The 16,466-nt window shown below is 66.1% G+C and carries 18 protein-coding genes and 1 tRNA gene; 14 read left to right on the top strand and 5 right to left on the bottom strand.

Annotated features, from left to right (window positions below):
- Positions 1 to 55 precede the first annotated feature (55 nt).
- Genes ABDJ85_RS01200 through ABDJ85_RS01180 form a run of 5 tightly spaced genes read left to right on the top strand, consistent with a single transcriptional unit; the run spans position 56 to position 2,436 of the window.
- Positions 56 to 490 (top strand): PilZ domain-containing protein, encoded by a 435-nt coding sequence (locus ABDJ85_RS01200; protein ID WP_347702898.1) that lies wholly within the window; start codon positions 56 to 58, stop codon positions 488 to 490.
- Positions 490 to 834: an antibiotic biosynthesis monooxygenase family protein gene (locus ABDJ85_RS01195; RefSeq protein ID WP_347702897.1), complete on the top strand. Its 345-nt coding sequence runs from the start codon at positions 490 to 492 to the stop codon at positions 832 to 834. The genes ABDJ85_RS01200 and ABDJ85_RS01195 overlap by 1 nt, the downstream gene beginning before the upstream one ends.
- Positions 831 to 1,247, top strand: a complete 417-nt coding sequence (locus ABDJ85_RS01190; protein WP_347702896.1) for a hypothetical protein — start codon at positions 831 to 833, stop codon at positions 1,245 to 1,247. The genes ABDJ85_RS01195 and ABDJ85_RS01190 overlap by 4 nt, the downstream gene beginning before the upstream one ends.
- A gap of 38 nt (positions 1,248 to 1,285) precedes the next feature.
- On the top strand, positions 1,286 to 2,221 hold the full coding sequence (locus ABDJ85_RS01185) for a branched-chain amino acid transaminase (RefSeq protein WP_347702895.1): 936 nt from the start codon (positions 1,286 to 1,288) through the stop codon (positions 2,219 to 2,221).
- An 11-nt stretch (positions 2,222 to 2,232) separates the two neighbouring features.
- Positions 2,233 to 2,436: a zinc-finger domain-containing protein gene (locus ABDJ85_RS01180; protein ID WP_347702894.1), complete on the top strand. Its 204-nt coding sequence runs from the start codon at positions 2,233 to 2,235 to the stop codon at positions 2,434 to 2,436.
- A gap of 317 nt (positions 2,437 to 2,753) precedes the next feature.
- On the opposite strand, the gene ABDJ85_RS01175 is transcribed toward ABDJ85_RS01180, so the two are convergent.
- A complete protein-coding gene (locus tag ABDJ85_RS01175) occupies positions 2,754 to 4,748 on the bottom strand; it encodes a hypothetical protein (RefSeq protein WP_347702893.1) in 1,995 nt (664 codons plus the stop codon).
- A gap of 92 nt (positions 4,749 to 4,840) precedes the next feature.
- On the opposite strand from ABDJ85_RS01175, the gene ABDJ85_RS01170 reads away from it, so the two are divergent.
- The 3 genes from ABDJ85_RS01170 to ABDJ85_RS01160 are packed head-to-tail and all read left to right on the top strand — an operon-like array spanning position 4,841 to position 6,839.
- The gene (locus ABDJ85_RS01170; protein ID WP_347702892.1) at positions 4,841 to 5,296 is read left to right on the top strand and encodes a YybH family protein; all 456 of its coding nucleotides are present in this window, start codon (positions 4,841 to 4,843) and stop codon (positions 5,294 to 5,296) included.
- A gap of 8 nt (positions 5,297 to 5,304) precedes the next feature.
- Positions 5,305 to 6,279, top strand: coding sequence for a YheT family hydrolase (locus ABDJ85_RS01165; protein WP_347703814.1), 975 nt, complete (start codon positions 5,305 to 5,307; stop codon positions 6,277 to 6,279).
- A 5-nt stretch (positions 6,280 to 6,284) separates the two neighbouring features.
- Complete coding sequence (locus tag ABDJ85_RS01160) at positions 6,285 to 6,839, top strand: DUF2946 family protein (protein ID WP_347702891.1); 555 nt, start codon at positions 6,285 to 6,287, stop codon at positions 6,837 to 6,839.
- Positions 6,840 to 6,870: 31 nt separating this feature from the next.
- On the opposite strand, the gene ABDJ85_RS01155 is transcribed toward ABDJ85_RS01160, so the two are convergent.
- Positions 6,871 to 7,410, bottom strand: a complete 540-nt coding sequence (locus ABDJ85_RS01155) for a c-type cytochrome (protein ID WP_347702890.1) — start codon at positions 7,408 to 7,410, stop codon at positions 6,871 to 6,873.
- 154 nt (positions 7,411 to 7,564) lie between these two features.
- On the opposite strand from ABDJ85_RS01155, the gene ABDJ85_RS01150 reads away from it, so the two are divergent.
- Positions 7,565 to 7,640, top strand: a tRNA-Arg gene (locus ABDJ85_RS01150).
- Positions 7,641 to 7,878: 238 nt separating this feature from the next.
- Here ABDJ85_RS01150 and ABDJ85_RS01145 read toward each other — a convergent pair.
- Positions 7,879 to 8,082 (bottom strand): hypothetical protein, encoded by a 204-nt coding sequence (locus ABDJ85_RS01145; protein ID WP_347702889.1) that lies wholly within the window; start codon positions 8,080 to 8,082, stop codon positions 7,879 to 7,881.
- A gap of 8 nt (positions 8,083 to 8,090) precedes the next feature.
- On the opposite strand from ABDJ85_RS01145, the gene ABDJ85_RS01140 reads away from it, so the two are divergent.
- Complete coding sequence (locus ABDJ85_RS01140; protein WP_347702888.1) at positions 8,091 to 8,225, top strand: hypothetical protein; 135 nt, start codon at positions 8,091 to 8,093, stop codon at positions 8,223 to 8,225.
- 158 nt (positions 8,226 to 8,383) lie between these two features.
- On the opposite strand, the gene ABDJ85_RS01135 is transcribed toward ABDJ85_RS01140, so the two are convergent.
- Complete coding sequence (locus ABDJ85_RS01135) at positions 8,384 to 9,952, bottom strand: AcrVA2 family anti-CRISPR protein (protein WP_347702887.1); 1,569 nt, start codon at positions 9,950 to 9,952, stop codon at positions 8,384 to 8,386.
- A 384-nt stretch (positions 9,953 to 10,336) separates the two neighbouring features.
- On the opposite strand from ABDJ85_RS01135, the gene ABDJ85_RS01130 reads away from it, so the two are divergent.
- From ABDJ85_RS01130 to ABDJ85_RS01115, 4 genes are all read left to right on the top strand, one after another.
- Positions 10,337 to 12,013 carry a DUF6035 family protein gene (locus ABDJ85_RS01130; protein WP_347702886.1) on the top strand — a complete coding sequence of 559 codons (1,677 nt, stop codon included), beginning with the start codon at positions 10,337 to 10,339 and terminating at the stop codon, positions 12,011 to 12,013.
- Positions 12,014 to 12,224: 211 nt separating this feature from the next.
- A complete protein-coding gene (locus ABDJ85_RS01125; protein ID WP_347702885.1) occupies positions 12,225 to 13,154 on the top strand; it encodes a hypothetical protein in 930 nt (309 codons plus the stop codon).
- A 272-nt stretch (positions 13,155 to 13,426) separates the two neighbouring features.
- Positions 13,427 to 15,085 carry a hypothetical protein gene (locus ABDJ85_RS01120; RefSeq protein ID WP_347702884.1) on the top strand — a complete coding sequence of 553 codons (1,659 nt, stop codon included), beginning with the start codon at positions 13,427 to 13,429 and terminating at the stop codon, positions 15,083 to 15,085.
- Positions 15,086 to 15,378: 293 nt separating this feature from the next.
- The gene (locus tag ABDJ85_RS01115) at positions 15,379 to 15,522 is read left to right on the top strand and encodes a hypothetical protein (protein ID WP_347702883.1); all 144 of its coding nucleotides are present in this window, start codon (positions 15,379 to 15,381) and stop codon (positions 15,520 to 15,522) included.
- A 536-nt stretch (positions 15,523 to 16,058) separates the two neighbouring features.
- Here the strand turns inward: ABDJ85_RS01115 and ABDJ85_RS01110 are convergent.
- Positions 16,059 to 16,427 (bottom strand): hypothetical protein, encoded by a 369-nt coding sequence (locus ABDJ85_RS01110; RefSeq protein WP_347702882.1) that lies wholly within the window; start codon positions 16,425 to 16,427, stop codon positions 16,059 to 16,061.
- Between the last annotated feature and the right edge of the window lie 39 nt (positions 16,428 to 16,466).

Below are 16,466 nucleotides of genomic sequence, written 5' to 3'. Positions count from 1 at the left end.
CCACTTCGCTGCAAGTCTGCTTAGCATCCGCAGACGTCCATCCTGGAGCCCCTCCATGCCCGACTACTCCGAGCTTCGTCAACACGTGCGCACCGACCTACCCGGTGCCCAGCACGATGCCGATTCGTTGCCGGGCTGGGTGTTCAAACCGGTCACCTTTGGCAAGGGCCCCGCAGGCCTGGTGCTCAACCTCAGCGATGGCGGCATCCAGCTGATGACCAGCCCGCAGGAGCCGCTGGAAGACGGCCGCTACGAGGTCGTGCTGCTGCTCGGCAAGGCCGATGTGGAGCCGCAGGACGACGAGCAGATGTACTTCTCCAACGCCATCGTCGAGCGCGCCTGGTCGCGCCCGGCCGATCGCATGGGCATCGTGCACGGCATGCGCTTCATCTCGTCCGATTCGTCGGCCGAGAAGTTCCTGCGCGAGCACCAGCAGGCGCTGGAAAACGGCCAGTGGGTGCGCTGCGTGCTGCTCAAGGTCGAGGGCTGATGCCGCTGCCGCAGCCGCCGTACTACGCGGTCATCTTCACCAGCCAGCGCACCGCCGTCGATGCCGGCTATGGCTCGACGGCCGACCGCATGGTCGAACTGGCGGCCCAGCAACCGGGCTACCTAGGCGCCGAGAGCGCACGTGGGGCCGATGGGCTCGGCATCACCGTCTCCTACTGGGCCAGCGAGGCCGACATCGCCGCCTGGCGCCGCAACGCCGAGCACCAGATCGCCCGCGACACCGGTCGGCGGGACTGGTACGCCCACTACACGCTGCGTGTGGCCAAGGTCGAGCGCGCCTACGAGTGGCAGCGCGAAGACGGGCCCCAGGATCCGCAGGCATGAACCCTTGGGTCGGGATCGGGCTGGCCTTGCTGGCCCTGGTGGGCGGCGGCCTGCTGCTGGGCTGGCAGGGCGTCATCTTCGCCACCACGGGCATCGTCTTTTGGCTGCTGCTGCAGATGTCGCGCCTGATGCGCGTGATGAAGCAAGCCGGCGCCGCGCCCATCGGCAGCGTGGCCAATGCCGTGATGTTCCATGCCAAGCTGCAGGCGGGCCTGAAGCTCGTGGACCTGCTGGCCTTGGCCGGTAGCCTCGGGCGCAAGCTCGACGGCGAGGGCAAGCGCTACGCCTGGCAAGACCCCCAGGGCGACTGCGTCGAGTTGCGCCTGGAGAAGGGCAAGCTCGTCGAGTGGCGATTGGAGCGCGCCGCTGAATCTGCCACCGAGGCCAGCGCCGAAGCGGAGGCGGGCTCCTAAAATCGCGGACTTTCCTCAATCCCGCTGGAGCCCCGCCGATGTCCGCCCCCCTTCCCCTGCACGACCGTGACGGCAAGATCTGGATGGACGGCGAGCTCGTCGACTGGCGCGACGCCAAGATCCACGTCCTGACCCACACCCTGCACTACGGCTGCGGCGCCTTCGAGGGCGTGCGCGCCTACGAGACCCCGGCTGGCACGGCGATCTTCCGCCTGCAGGAGCACACCCAGCGCCTCTTCAACAGCGCCAAGATCCTGCGCATGAAGATCCCCTTCACGCCCGAGCAGGTCAACCAGGCCCAGCGTGACGTGATCAAGGCCAACGGCCTCAAGTCCGGCTACCTGCGCCCCCTGACCTGGATCGGCTCCGAGAAGCTCGGCGTCAGCCCCAAGGGCAACAAGGTGCACCTGATGGTCGCCGCCTGGGCCTGGGGCGCCTACCTGGGCGAAGAGGGCATGAAGCGCGGCATCCGCGTCAAGACCAGCTCCTTCACGCGCCACCACGTCAACATCACCATGACCCAGGCCAAGACGGTGTCCAACTACACCAACTCCATCCTGGCCAACATGGAAGCCACCGACGACGGCTACGACGAGGCCCTGCTGCTCGACGCCTCCGGTTTCGTCTCCGAAGGCGCGGGTGAAAACCTCTTCGTCATCAAGAACGGCACCGTTTACACCCCCGACCTCTCGGCCGGCGCGCTCAACGGCATCACCCGCAACACCATCTTCCACATCTGCAAGGACCTGGGGCTCCCGCTCGTCGAGAAGCGCATCACCCGCGACGAGGTCTACATCTGCGACGAGGCCTTCTTCACGGGCACCGCCGCCGAAGTGACCCCCATCCGCGAGCTCGACCGCGTCGAAATCGGCATCGGCTCGCGCGGCCCGATCACCGAGAAAATCCAGAAGGCCTTCTTCGACATCGTCGGCGGCCAGAACCTCAAGTACGCCGACTGGCTCACTGTCTGCTGAAAGTCCTGACCATGTCCAAAGCACCTGCTGTTGTTGAAGTCACCGCCCACGACGTCCAAGGCCCCGGCGTCGTGGCCTGCCCCAACCCCAAAATGCCCCTCTGGAGCAACCACCCCCGCGTCTTCATCGACGTGACGCACGGCGAGGGCAAGTGCCCCTACTGCGGCACTGAGTACAAGCTCAAGGCGGGCGAGGTGGTGGGCGGGCACCACTGAGGTTGTTTTGATCGCGGCCTCGGGATGGGGTCGCGTTTTTGGGTGCTTGCGCACGCGCCAGGCGCCACCCGGCAGGGGCTCCTGCTGGAGCGGTCGCTGCTGCGCAGCGACTCCACTGCGGTGCTCGCCACTCGGGCGTGCCGCCGAATTCACTTCGCTACGCTCCGTTCAAACAAGCGGCGGCAAGTCAGACCTTGATGCGCGCTGCGCGCGCCGCCCTCGGGCCTGCGCTCCTCGTCGCTCCAAAAGTCGCCCCTGGCGGGTGGCGCCTGTCGCTGGAGTGGGCGTCGCACCCATCGCAGGTCTTGCGGCGTTCGCTACCGTTGAAGCAGCGCCCTCGCATTCCTCGCCCCCCTGCGCCTCGAATCCAAGTCCGCCTCCAGCGCCCGCTCAGCAGCAGACAGCGGCTTGACCTGCCCGCTGGCCAGCGCGGCCTGATCGAGGTTCTCGCCCCAGGTGCGGCCGGCTTTCAGTTGGATCGGGGCGGCGAGGCCGTCGAGGAAGTTGGCGGGGAGCCAGGGCATGGTTTGGGCCAGGATGAGGGCGGCGCGGGGTTTGATGGTGGGGTCGCCGATGCGGCCGCGTTGGCCCCAGGTGACGGGCTGGTCCGCGCTCGCGCCAGTGAGGAACTGGGGCGTGATGGCGAAGTCGCGGTAGATGCCGTGGCGCAGCTGCATGAGGGCTTCCTCGGCCAGCATGGCGGCGTCTTCGCGGGGAACGGGTTGGCCGCTTGGCCAGGAGTAGTTGTAGTCGTCGGTGACGTTGTCCGCACTGAAGAACGCGGCGATGTCGGACGGTGTGTAGGCGCGCTGGGTGGCGGTGGCGGTCTCGCCAAAGAACTGCACGCGGCCGAGGTCGACCATGGGCTGGGACTTGAAGGGCAGCTGGGCACGCAGCATCTCGGACGCGGTGTTGGCGGGCGTGGCCTGGTAGACGCGCAGGCTGCCGTTGAGCAGGGTGTGGAGGCGCGAGGGCAGGAAGTCGTTGGCGTGGGTGAGCTCGTGATACAGCAAGCTGCCCAGGGCGCCGACGAGGTCGGCCGTGCTGCGCGAGCCGCGCTCCAGCACAGGGGTGCGGCCACCGGCGCTCTGGTTGTTCTTCACGTAGCGCCAGAGCGTGGCGTAGGCGAGGCTGTCGCCGTAGCTGGCGCGCGGGTCGGGGGTCTCGCTGACGGTGTCGCGCTCTTGTGGGGTGGTCCAGAGGTAGCTGGCGTCGAGGTAGATGGCGCCGGTGGCGCTCCAGTAGAAGGCCGGGCGCACACGGCCGCCGATGACGATGGCGGTGGTGGCGTTCAGCAAGCGGCGGAAGTCGCCGGCCGTGTCCTGCTCGCGCAGGAAGGCCTCGAAGCGTTGGCCCATCCAGTCGTTGGAGACGAGCACGCGGGCCATGACCTGCTCGACCGTGGGCAGGGCGCCTTGCGTCTCCTGGCCCAGCACGGGCAGGCGGCCCATGTTGCAGAGGTTGCTGCTGTCGAGGCCGGGGCGGTAGACGCAGTCACGCAGTGCGGCGGCGTGCGGGGTGGTGGCCAGGTAGGGGTAGACGCGGGACGCGGGGTCGCTGCTGTCGAAAAGGGCCTGGGCCGCCATGGCGGGGCCGGGCTGGACGAGCAGCAGGAAGTCCTGCGTCCAGCGTTGCCCGTCGGGCAGGCTGGCGCTGGCGCGCAGGCGCAGCTGGGTGTCTTGGCTGACGTTGGGGGCGGTGAACAGCAGGCGCCAGGCATTGGTGTCGCCGAGCAGGGCGGCGGGGCCCTCGACCTGGCTCCATTGCACGGTGGCGCCGTCGTAGTCGGCCACGGCCAGGCCTGTTACCCAAGCGCGCACCGAGGTCTTGCCGCCGGCCCAGACCGAGGGCTCGCCACGGATGAGCATTTGGGTGGGCGTGCTGGCGGCGGTGGCGGTGAGGGTGGCGTCGCCGCTGTAGCGGGTGCCGTTCGCATCGGTGAACTCGACGCTCAAGCCGTAGCTGCCGGCGCTGGGCGGCTCCACGCTGAGCGCGGCGGAGCGGGCGCTCGTCAGGCTGAGGCTGGTGCCGGCGGTCTGGCGCCACTGCACGGTGTCGATGGGGTTGCTGCTGGCGCAGGCGAGCAGGGCGACTTCCTGGTTCTGGCCGGCAGGGGCTGCCGCCGGCAGCGCGAGGCGGGCGACCGAGCCGCTCTGGCATTGCGCGCTCAGGGCCGGTGGGCCGCTTGGGGTGGGTGTCGGGGTGGGTGTGCTGCTGGACCCGCCCCCTCCGCCCCCGCCGCCCCCGCCGCAGGCGGCCAGGCTGAGGCTGATGGACAAGATGGCGATGCGGCGGCGCATGGTCGCGTTCACGTGATGTCTCTCCCATGTTTTGGGGCGCACTGTAACGGCGCAGTTTGGGGGTGAGCGGGCGCAGCGCGGGGCCGGGTTCTTAGAATGCTGCAATGCCCCGCCCCGCCGCCAAGACCGCCGCGCTGCTCGCCTCGCCCGATGACACGGAGACGCAGTTCTACGAGGCCTTGCAGCACGCTGACCTGGACCGCCTGATGCAGCTCTGGGCTGACGAAGACGAAGTTGCCTGCGTCCACCCCGGCGGGCCGCGCCTGGTGGGCCTGGAGGCCATCCGGGCCGGCTTCGAGCAGGTGTTTGGCAATGGCGCCATCCCCGTGCACCCGGAGCGCGTGCGGCGCCTGCAGTCGGGCGACTGTGCCATCCACCACGTGCTGGAGCGCGTGCAGGTGGGCGACCCGGCGGCCCGTACCTCCACGGTGGCCTGGGTCATCGCCACCAATGTCTTCCTCAAGACGGCCCTGGGCTGGCGCCTGGTGCTGCACCACGCCAGCCCCGGCAGCGCGGGTGACGTGCAGGAGCTGATGTCCGACGGCGACACCCTGCATTGAGCGCCGCCCTGCACTACCGCGCCCCACGTTGGCTGCCCGGCGGGCATGCGCAAACCATCTGGCCCGCACTGTTCTCGCGCACCCACGCGGGCGGCCCGCTGGCCTGGCGCCGAGAGCGCTGGGACACGCCGGACGGCGATTTCATCGATGTCGACTTCCTGCCCGCAGCGCGCCCCGATGCGCCGCTGCTGGTGCTCTTCCACGGCCTGGAGGGCGACCGGCACAGTCACTCCAGCCGCTCGTTTGCCGGTGCCGCGCGGGCGCTCGGTTGGCAGCTGGCGCTGCCGCACTTCCGCGGTTGCTCGGGCGAGCTGAACCGCGCGCCGCGCGCCTACCACTCGGGCGACCACGAAGAGATCGACTGGATCCTGCAGCGCTTGCGGCAGCAGCACGGCCGGCCGCTGTATGCGGTGGGCATCTCGCTCGGCGGGAATGCGCTGATGCGCTGGGCCGGCGAGCAGGGCGATGCGGCCCAGGGTACGGTGCAGGCGGTGGCCTCGGTGTGCTCGCCGCTCGACCTGGCGGCCTGTGGCGTGGCCATCGACCAGGGCTTCAACCGGCTGGTCTATGCCCGGCGCTTCCTGCGCACCATGGTCCCGAAGTCCCTGCGCAAGCTGCAGCAGTACCCCGGCCTCTTTGATGGCGAGCGCCTGCGCCGCGCCACCACCATCCGCGAGTTCGACGACGCCTTCACCGCGCCCCTGCACGGTTTTGCCGGGGTGGACGACTACTACGCCCGTGCGTCGGCGCGGCCGCATCTGCACCGCATCCGCGTGCCGGCGCTGGCGCTCAATGCGCGCAATGACCCCTTCGTGCCGGCGCACAGCCTGCCCCGGCCAGTCGAGGCCGGCGCGCACGTCACCCTCTGGCAACCTTTACAGGGTGGCCATGTAGGGTTTGCTTCTGGCTTGCCGCCCGGGCATATTCGCAGCCTGCCTGAGCAGGTGCTGGAGTGGCTCCAGCGCGCGACGGCCGGGAGCTAGCGATGGTGGATGAGCTCGTTCAGGCGGCGCTGCGCAAATGGCCCAATGTCCCCCACTGCTACGACTGGCTGGCGCTCGACGCCCGCGGCGACTGGTACATGCGCGATGAGCGCGTGCAGCACGCCGGGCACTTCCCGCAGGTCAAGGGCAGCCGCATTGAGCACGACAAGCTGCTCGCCTTCATCGGCCGCAACTACCTGTGTGACGACGAGGGCTGCTGGTTCTTCCAGAACGGCCCGCAGCGCGTGTATGTCGAGCTCGAAACCACGCCCTGGATCTGGCGGCTGCAGCCCGATGGCAGCGTGCTCAGCCACACCGGCCGGCTCGCCACGGTGGAGGACAGCCGCATCGACGAGACCGGCCGGCTCTATCTGGTGACCGACCTCGGCTTCGGCCTCGTCCACAGCCTCGACATGAGTCAGGCGGCCGAGTTTGTCGAGCGCGGCATCTGGCGCCCTGAGCCCGGCGTGGCCGCCAAATGGCCCAAGCGCTATGGCTTCGTCCGCCGCCCGCAGCCGCCGCAGCAACGCGCGCAGCCAGAAAGCAAAAGGGTCGCCTGAGGCGACCCTTTCAGCACGGTCCGAGCGCCGCTCAGGGGGCCGAGGCAGCAGCGGCCGGGGCCTTGGGTTCGTCGAACTTGGCACCGCCCTGGTTGGCCATGTAGACCACGGCACGGCCGATTTCAAAGTCGCTGAAGTCGCCGCCACCTTGGGCGCCCATGGCGTTCTTGCCCTTGAGGGCCGAGTTCAGCAGCGCTTCGAAACCCGTCTTGATGCGCGGGCCCCAGGCGGCGGCATCGCCCACCTTGGGAGCGCCGGCAGCGCCGGTGGCGTGGCAGGCCGAGCACTGGGCCTGGAAGACCTGCTCGCCCGTCTTCATGGCAGCCATGTCGCCGGCGGCCTTGACGGCCACCTTGCCCACCGGCGCCAGGCGCGTGGCCACGGCTTCAGCGGTGAAGGCCTCGGCGCCAGCGCCGGGCTTGGTGTTCGTGGTCACCGAATAGGCCAGCATGATGATGATGATGACCGGCACCACGAAGGCAAAAAACACGGCCCAGGCCAACTGCTTCGGGGTCTTGATCGGGCCGGTGTGGCCTTCTTCGTGATTCGCGTGATCGTGGTCGGCGCTCATGGGGTCCTCTTCGGTTCTGGGGCTCGCCGCAGCAGGGGCCATCGGGTGCAGGCACACCGGGCTGCCGGGCTCTGGCAAACCGCCGGATTATAGAGGGCGGGTCGCCGTCCAGCCCTGCTCCCAGGGGGTCCGCTGCTAGAATGCCCGGCTCTGCGCGCCCGTAGCTCAATGGATAGAGTACTGCCCTCCGAAGGCAGGGGTTGTTGGTTCGATCCCAACCGGGCGCGCCACCCGAACATGGGCTGCCCCAATGTGTGACTTGACCCAAAGTCTGGCCGGATTGGCCAAAGTTAAGTTCACTCCCCTCCCGGCCAACCTTTGCTTCACCGTCGTGTTGCAGTCGCAGCAGTAAGCGGCGAAGTGGCGAACGCCTGAACCAAGGCGCGCCACTTGGGCGATGGCCTTCGAGTAGACGCTCGGTCTGACAGTCGATTCGTCAATTCGGGCTGAACCGATCCGCGCGCCAGCCTAGAGGCGCGCCACGACGTAATTCGCACCGAGTTTGCCGATCCCTTCGGATTCTGGTCCGCTTCTGGTCTGCCTCGTCATCGCCGCCTGCTCTGAAAAGACGGTGATACCAGCCCAGACATTGGCGCTGCCCGCCGAGTCGAAGGCCTCAGCGGCTGGCGCAGCCGTTGTGGCGCCAAAAGTGGCCTGTGCTTCGAGCGACATGCCCAGGCTTGGACAAGTATTCCGCCGTGATGCAACCCGCAGTGGTTGAGGACAACTTCGCGTTCGCCCCGCAGCATGCGCTGCGCGCCACGGTGAACTGCCGGATGGCCGACGGCGACACCACGATGTCAGCCGCGTTCTGAGCGTCAGGGCACAGCTGTTCGTTCGGAATCTCCAGGGATGGCACGGAAGGCATCGTCAGTAAATCGGTCTGCCAGGCTGTCTGACTTGACCGCAAGGTTGAGCCGACTGAGCTTCAGAACCGAAAACTCCGCTTGGCGCTCAAGTAGGCCGATTTCCGCTAGCTGGTCATGTAGAGATGGCCGGGAACTTCCTCGGTCGACTTGCCAGAGTTCACCAGCGTCGGCATAAGCCAGACCAGCTTGCGCTGCATGTTCTGCGGTCCATGCGGCTGTCGGCGCCAGTGCCCCCGGCGCCAGTGGGCGGCAACGGTTCCTGCAGCGCCTGAGGCGGCGGCTCGTTGGTCAAGCTCGGCGGCCAGCTTGCGTCCACAGAGGTGCACCGGCGTGAAGCCAAGCGCGGCGAGCCGAGACTGGATGCGACGTTGCTCGTTGCGGTTGTCAGTCTTGGCCAGGTCCCTGAGCAGGTGCGCTGACGTGTTCTTCGGCCAAACCGTCTCGACGTCCTTCGGATAGGCCGTGAGGTACGCCAGCGAATTCACGATGAGCTTGAGCATCTCCAGATACGCGCGATGCATTGGCTCCAGTCCAGCCAGTTCGGCGGCCGCGCGCGAGCCCTGTGTGGACACCAGTCGCACCCCGTTGTTGGCGGCCAGCTTGTGCGTTGCTTCGTCGAGGTTGGCCATGGGCTCGTCACTGACCTGCTTCCGAAGCGCCTGCATCTTTTCAGCCAGGACCAGTTCAACCGCCTCGCCGAGTGCCATCTTCATGTGCTGGGGGCCGAGGGCTTGGACGTACACCGGCTCGATGTTCACGTCGAACTCGCGGTACCGGTCCAGGTCGGTGGGCGCGGACACGATGCAGAACTGCAGAGCGCGGTCTCCGTCTGGCGCGTTGATTTCCTGGATGTAGGCTCCCTCGGGAGTCCAGGCGGGGTCCGCGGCCAGGTGAGACTGTGGTCCGAAGTGCAGGTAGATGCCCGGGTACGGAACCCGGATGTGCTCGGCAGTGATGTCGTCGACATCAGTGTTCCGGAACATGTCGCTGAGCTGCTGCGGGATGTCGAACACCTGCCGGCCATTGGCGCAGTAGACAGCGTTGAACACAAGCATGTCCACGATGCGGGTGGTCGCACGCGAGTTGCGGCTGGGGCTGTTTATCCGTTGGCGAAGTGGCCGATGGATGATGCTGTAGCCCGGGGGCTGCGACCACGCCTGGGCGAGCAGGTTCAGCTCGTTGACGCTGGGGCTGCCTCGACACTGGCGACCAATCTCAGCGACGCGAGCTGCGAACGGCATCACGCCGCGCATGCGTTCTGGGTGGTACTTCCACGTGGCCAGCGGCTTCAACGGTGGCTCGTCACCCCGCCAGACCTTTTCGTCCACGACTTCGTAGCCAAGTTCAGATTCGCCGGCGCTGGCTATCAGCGACTCGTACTCTGCCCGCGTCAGATTCCAGCATTCCCAGCGCTCCCACATCAGGGTCCGGCCCTGGCGCGAGGGGCAGTTCGTCCACCAGATGTCGAACTGGGCTCGTCCCCCGAACTCCGTCGGTAGCCCGAGCTTGGCCATGTCGGAAACGCTCTGGAAGCAAGCACGCAGGACCATCTCCGGAAGCAACGGCTCCTCGATGCTCGACTCCGGCGCGGAGTTCGCATGGGCCCAGAGCTCGTCCGCCAGCTGCTCCAGCCAATCCTCAAAGTCCTCTTTTGCAACGTGGGTAATAGGCATCCGTCGCTTGCTCCCATCTCGCTCGAAAGGCGAAGTGTGATGCGTGCTCGGCTCAGCTAACAAGACGTCCTTTCGTACAGCGCAAGTCTCTTTACCCTAAGGAAAATCGGGTCGCGCGGACGCAACGAACGACGCACGAAAGGCGCAGTACAGCGGCTGCGCGAGCGAGGTTCCTGGCGCCATCGCGCCTTGACGCATGCGATTCGGCATTCGTAACATGACCTCACGGTTCAAGCCGAACCGCGGGCTCCGGGCGCCCAGCAGTGCACGCACCAGCCATGGCTGGCACGGTGAAGTCCCTGGGATTCAGATTCCGGCTTGATGACCTCTCGGAAGCCGGGCAACGCGTGCCGTCCTTGTGTGCTTTCGCTTTGGAGCTCATCAATGACCATCCCAGACCGTTCGGCGCCTGGCGCTGACGCATACCCGTCCCCTGCTGCCCAAGCCGCTGCGTTACATGCGTTCCTTGCGGTGAAGAACCCTCGGCTGTCTCCCAAGCTGTCCGAAGACGCCATCGCAGCGTTGGCACCCAAGCAGCTCGAGCCTGTGAAGACGCTGGCGCGACGCCTGCGACCCGTGATGGCGCGGCTCGGCGTTCGCATGAAGCACACGCCAGCCCTCGAAGCTGCCGCCCGAATTCAGGGCCAGTCCAGCTGGCACGAGACGCCGGCCGAGTTCCGTGCGCCACCGCGCACGTTCGGCGTTGCGCTCGGCTCCCCGTTCCCTCGTGCGCGTGGAGACTGCGCCGTCGAGAAGCCAGAGGTGGCCGAGGTCCTTGACCGCTCGACTGGCCTGTTCGAGCGGCACTGCGATGTCATCGGCGATGACTGGCCCGCGGCGATGGAGCTGCGCATGGAGGTGCAGACCAACCTCGACGTGAACCCGCGGTTCCTCTGCAGCCAGTGCTTCACGCCCGTCTACCTGGTGTCCCGGCACGATGCGAAGAAGCTGTTTTTCAGGCACACGCTGGAGGACGGTCGCTGCGCAGCGGTAACTCGCGGTCAGCTGTCGCAGGACGAAATCAACGCGCGCAAGTACAACGGCATCAAGGAAAGCTGGCTTCACATCGAGATGAAGCGCTGGATTGTTCAGTGCCTGCAAGCGGATGGCCGTTTCACGGACATCGCCGTCGAGGAGCGATGGACTGGCGAAGTCACGGGCGCTTGGCGCAAGCCCGACGTGCGCGCTGTCTTCAACGGCATCCCCATCGCCTTCGAGGTCCAGTTGTCGACGACCTACCTGAACGTCATCGCGCAACGTCGCGAGTTCTACCGTCAGGAAGGTGGGCTGTTGTTCTGGGTGTTCTCGCAGTTCAGCATGGACGCCCGGAGGCTCACGCAGGACGACGTCTTCTACAACAACAACCGCAACGCGTTCGTGCTCACGTCGGAGACCCGCGACCGGTCGGTGCGGCAGAAGCGGTTCATGCTCGAGTGCGTCTGGGCGGAGCCAACAGCGGACGACGGCGTCGAAGCGCTTCAGCGAGAGACGGTGTCCTTCGACTCACTCACCCTCGACCCAGCGACGCAGCGCGCCTACCACTTCGACTTCGATGGCCAACGCAGCCGCTTGATTCAGCAGGCCTGGCGTGACACCCAGCGCAGGCGCGCGCTGTTGCGGGAGCGCTTCGACGCGTTCTACCTTGCGTACATGCCTGAACGGTCGTTTGACGACCGCGTCTGGCAGGCGCTGTATCGCGACATCACGGCCGAGGGACTCAACTTCCCACATCACCCCGGCTACTTGCCGACAACGCTGCTGAAGGCGCTGTACTCCGCCAAGTACGGCAGGGTCTTCGGCTGGAGCTTCCCGAACTTCATCCAAGTTGCTCACCACATGGTGCCGGGCAACCGGGGGCACCTGCACTATTTCCGGCGAGCGCTGCAGGCCTACAACCGCGCGGACCTCATGCGAAGCGAGGACCACTCGGGCAAGTGGGCGGCCAAGGTGGTCGAGTACAAGGCGGCCATCAAAGCTGGCGACCCCACCTATGCGCCAGACACGGAGTACGACGACTTGGTGGAACTGCTGTTCCCCGAGGTGATGGCTGCGACGCTGTAGCGAGACCCTTGCTTGAGACGCCGCGTCTTGCATCCGGGCGGCGCCGCTGTTACATTTGAGGCCAAGGCCTCGCCGCCTGAGCATCGAGCAGCTCATACCAGCGTCTCCCGTTTTTCCTGTTCCGTTCTACCAACCCCTCCCACGCAAATCTGCCTGGGCGTGGGCCTGTGTAATTTGCTCGACTGGTCCGCGCTGAATCAGGAGCTTTGCCATGGCTGTTGGTATTACCGACCTCGCCCATTCCCTTCGCAAGAACTCTGCTGCGTCTACGGCGGCCATCTCGCTGAGTCACGGTCAGCATCTGGTCTGCGCCGCTCTGGGCTACAAGTCGCTCACGGCATTCCAGGCTGCGCAGAACGCTGAACAAGAGCCACAGTCGCTCGATGGCGTCCCGCACGTGGTGGCCGACTACGACCTGCTCGTTGAGCGAGCGGCGGAACTGAAGTTCCCGCACTCGCAGACCGAGCTGCGCAAGCTGATGGATGCGGCCTTCGCGGAGCGTCTGCCTCGCACGAAGCTGCACAGCAGCTACGACGGCTTGGCGGCAGAGTTCCATGACCTCGTGCAGCACGCCGTGTTCTCGGACGACCGCGTCAACGACGAGATGGCCAACGCCAACGCCAACTACGACGGCGTCGACGAGGTTTACTTGGAGAACGACCTCGAACCGGACAAGGCGACCATCGAGCAGCCGTACACCGAGACCATGCCGGTCCAGGTCACGCTGGGTCTGGACCTTGAGCGCCCGTACAGCGGCCACCAAATCAAGTGCCAAGCTGCAGTGACGACGGTCCGTCTCGGCCGTCGCTGCTTTGAGGCGCCGGAGGTGGAGGTGTTGTCAGCAGTTCTCGACCAGGACTGGGGCGACGACGATGAGGACTCCGCGCCGGTGAAGACCAAGGCGGAGGCCCTCGCAGAAGAGCTGGGCATCTCGGTGGCCGAAGCCGAAGAGCTTGCTGACGCCGAACCGATGGAACTGACCGGCCACTCCGGCGAAAGCTTCTCTGGCTATGAGTTCGACTTCACGCGGTACGCGTCGCCGAAGCTGGCCGCCAAGCTCATGAAGAAGCGCGGCTCGCTGCAGCTTCGTGTTGGACCTTCGTTCTACGACGGTGTCCGCAACGCCGACTTCCCGAACTAAGCGGTAGCTGTACCTGGGCTGCCAGAGGCAGCCTGGGTGCTTTGCTAGCGGCAGGACTGTTGACGCATACAGGTTTTGCGTGGCTTAATTCGCCCCGGCCACCCCGGGGCCAGCAGTTGCGCACCGCGAAAGCGGCACGGCGAAATCCGGCGAGAGAGAGCTAGCCGCCCAGTCGGCCACGAGTGATTCCCCCGTGAGGTCCACTGTGGGCTCGCACGGCAACGCGCAACGCCACATCGCGAGTTCCGCAGGCTCAACCTACGGAGGAAAGCATGGCTTTCATCATCTCGTCGCTCCCCCTCTCGGCCCAAGCAGGTCAGCTCCAGCAGTACCTGACCGGTCTCGGTCACGAACTGTCGGCCACCGCGACTGAAAACGTATGCAGCGTCCTCGGCCTGCACAAGGCCAGCGAGTCCAAGCTTTTCGGCCGCAAGCTCGTCGCTGCCTTGGCAGCGCACGGTGTCGTCATCAAGTACTCGAACGCCCTCGAAGCGCTGTCGCGGATGTGTGGCCAGGCGAACTGGATGCGCATGCTCCAGGCCAGCCTGCCTTTCGATGATGAGCAGCCGCCGGCGCCGGTGCTGTACGCGTTGCAAGCAGCCCGCTACGGCGACGTCTACGTCCAGTTTGAAGGTCACCGCACGCTGTCCGACGTCGCCGACCGCCTGTTGATGCTCGTCGCGGCAGAGTGGCCGACCAACGTCGTCGCGTCGCGCTCCATCCTCGGCATCGGCCCCGAAATGATGGTCCTCGAACTGGAGCACCCGACAGCGCCTTGGTTGCGTTTCCACATCTGCCGCATGGAGGGCTCCCCGGAAGGCGGCGTGCTCACCGACCTGCCGATGCCGGACACGGTCGCGTTCTGCGAGCGCATGACCCGCGCGCTGGAGTACACCTACCCGGGCAACCTGATGTTCAACTCGCTGCGCAGCACCACGCTGCCTGCGGACCACTTCTTCTCTCCGGAGATTCACCGCCTCGCGACGGGCGACAAGGTCATCTGCGCCAGTGACCTCGACTTCCTGCCGCGACTGGATGGACTGCGCCCCACGTCGACCGTCACCCTGTCCAACGGTCTGCTCTCGTTCGATTCGGAGCATGGCCCGATTGAAATCACCCCGGCGTGGACCACCGCGGACGACCCGCGACGGCTGCCCGGTGAGGTCAGCCCTGCAGCGTTCAACAGCTTGCTCACCCGCATCGACCGTTTGCGCCGCATCACGGGCGGCAACCTGTCTGAGCACTTCGCGCGCGTGGTCACCGGCGCCGTGGGTCCGCTGGCCGTTGATGACCACACCATCATCGACTCCAGCACGCTCGAGGCTTCGATGGACGAGGCCAAGTTGACGCCCAAGGACTTGGCGCTGCTGACGGGCCTCCACCAGAACGTGATTCAGCGCGTACTGAAGTACGGCTACGCCCACGAAACCGTCATCCCCAAACTCTCTGAAGCGGTTGGCCTGGTACACCCGAACGCCATGCTCCCCAGCGTTAAGTCAGACGCTATTGGCATGCGCATCGAAGACGGCGCGAGCTTCCTGAAGGCGCTGCGCAAGACCCACATGTGGCGTCGAATTGTTGGTGAGAGCCTGGCAGGCGACGAAGCCCAAGAAGTCGGCCGCATCTGCGAAGCGCTGCAGGAGTACGTCGAGTTGGCCGATTTCCGCATCGACCCGGCCAACATCTCGCCGCCCGAGTATGCGGAGATGGCGGCCAAGCCCATCGACGAGGGTCGGCTGGCCGGGTACATCCAGGAACTGCTGGATGAACTCAAGGAGATGGACGTCGCCGTGGTCGTTACCACGGGAATCCGCTACGCCCGCATGTCGGGAGACTTGGCGGCCATGGACGGCATGCCCCTGCACGAGGCCACGCTGTTCTTCGAACGCGTGAGCTCGCTGCGCTCGCCGGGCAGCACGGCAGCAGCCTGACCATTAACATCGCCCCGGTCTGCGGGCCGGGGCGACTTTTTCCGGTCGCTGCGCGGCTCGAGGGCGAAATGCAAGCGATGACGGGAACTGCACGCGCTTGAAGGCGTCTCGACACGCCCGGCAAGGCGACGCCGACAGCGGCGTTTTACGGAAATCAAGGCTGCCAGTGCGGGCCATCACGCTGAGTACGTAATCCGCTATCGAACCGGCTTTAGCCTAAACAACGCGACGAGGCGACGGTACAGAGGGCTAAGAAGCAACACTACTTCCAAGGCCACTTCCGCCTGCGCTCGATGCCCACACGACGACTGTCCGCCACTCTTCTGCAACTGTCGCTGATCGTGCAGCTGCTCATGCAGTTGGCCAACAACTTCTGCGTGGATGCTTGGGCTGCGGAGGCTGCCGGGATGTTCGTGCCGCCCAGCCTGTTCGGCTAGAACCGCTCCTCGGTGCGGCAAGGGCCCGGTGAAGACAGCAAGCGACAGAGTGCGCCGTCAAAGCGCGTTCGTATCGCGCAGACCAACGACGACGGCGGGCGCAGCGTCGCCCGGCCATTTCCTGTCAAGGTCGAGCGGACCGGACTCGATTCAAGGCGCAGGGAGGATTCCCGGATGAGCGAAACGACGATCAGGTTGATGCCGAGGCCCTCCCTTCAGCGTCCTCGGCATCAAGCCGTTGAGTGACTGCTTTTAGGCCGCGAATTCCATGGGTCTAAAGACTGCAACGAGTCGATCTGCGACGGTCGCAAGCCCCAAGAACGGTCGCTTGGCCATGCTGAGATCAGCCTGCAGCATCTAACGGCCGCTCTTCGTGGCAGACCAGTCGGTCGTAACCTCATCCGGCATGCGCTGATGACCGGTCAGCCGGCGCCCAACGCCGACCCACCAAGATCGCTGCTTGGCAGCGCCCTGCAACCCAACATGCCGCCTACGCGAGCGAGCCCAACAGGCACATCGGGCACGGAGCCGGCAAGTCACCAAGCGAACTCGCGAGGGCGACTTCCCTCTCGGAGCAAGTCGCTGATCCGCACGCCAGCTGCCGCTGCCAGCTTGATGATCGCTAGGATGCTTGTTGGATTGCGCTTGTTGGCCGAGCGCTGCAATTGGATGAAGTGACAGGGGGCCAAGCGTGCGACGCGCAGCACCTCTTTCTGGAGATCAACATTGGCCTTGGCTTTGATCAGGCCGATTGCCCTCTCAAGGTCGGGCAGCCGTGCTGCTTCTCCAAGGCGAGGCATCTCGGCCACCAACTCTGCAAAGAGATCCTCTAGGTGGGTGCCTGGTCCTGGTGGATGTGCGGCCACCGCTTGCTGGCTTCCAACACCGTTGCGGGAGTCCAGCAAGTCGGCACCGCATTGCCTGCACCCGCCAGCATCTGGCAG

Origin of the sequence: Roseateles paludis, assembly GCF_039872745.1 — a bacterium.
Lineage (GTDB): Bacteria > Pseudomonadota > Gammaproteobacteria > Burkholderiales > Burkholderiaceae_C > Pelomonas > Pelomonas paludis.
This window is presented reverse-complemented; position numbering and strand designations above follow the sequence as displayed.